Below are 878 nucleotides of genomic sequence, written 5' to 3'. Positions count from 1 at the left end.
CGATTCAACAGTGGAAGCAACTCAAGCAAGGTAAACGAGGTCGACCTCGATTGTTTAGTGACTTAGCCATTACGACCGCCCTCATGGTTAAACGAGTATTCGCGATGCCGTTGAGAGCGTTACAAGGATTCATCGATTCTGTTTTCAAACTCGCTCAACTCCCGTTGTCATGTCCTCATTATTCATGCATCAGTAAACGAGCCAAAACGGTTAATGTGTCATTCAAGACAAAGACCCGAGGCGCAATACAGCATTTAGCCATTGATGCAACAGGGCTAAAGGTCTACGGTGAAGGTGAATGGAAAGTAAAAAAACATGGTACTGACGGGAAGCGTCGAGTTTGGCGTAAGCTCCATTTAGCCGTAGACACTGGCACTCATGAAATCATTGCGGCTGAGTTAAGTTTATCGAATGTCACTGACGGTGAAGCTCTTCCTAATTTACTGAATCAAACTCGTCGTAGAATCAATGAGATATCTGGTGATGGAGCTTACGATACAAGACAATGCTACGAAGCAATACGTATTAAACAAGCTGTTCCACTTATTCCACCGAGAGAAGGTGCTGCTTTTTGGTTACGAGGTCACCCCCGTAATCTGGCGGTAGCTTGCCAGAAATTATACGGCTCAAATAAACATTGGAAAAAGAAGTACGGTTACCATAAACGGTCACTTTCAGAGACGGCTATGTTCCGTGTAAAGACACTGTTTGGTGGGCGATTAAGTTTAAGAAACTATAATGCTCAGGTTGGTGAAACCTACGCCATGATTAAAGCGTTGAATAAGCTCACAGGGTTAGGTATGCCTAAAACGATAGAAATAGCCTAATAATCACCCATACTGGCCGTTTCTATCTGAGATCCAATTAGGAAACAAAGC

At 43.5% G+C, this 878-nt stretch carries 1 protein-coding gene; it reads left to right on the top strand.

Annotated elements, in window-relative coordinates:
* Positions 1–827, top strand: an 827-nt coding sequence (locus AB4185_RS10980; protein ID WP_136983016.1) for an IS5 family transposase, incomplete at its 5' end; no start/stop codon positions are given.
* Positions 828–878: the final 51 nt, after the last annotated feature.

Source organism: Vibrio sp. 10N.286.48.F5, from assembly GCF_041469785.1.
Lineage (GTDB): Bacteria > Pseudomonadota > Gammaproteobacteria > Enterobacterales > Vibrionaceae > Vibrio > Vibrio crassostreae_C.
The sequence above is the reverse complement of the archived record's forward strand: the minus strand, read 5'-3'. Positions and strand labels throughout refer to the sequence as shown.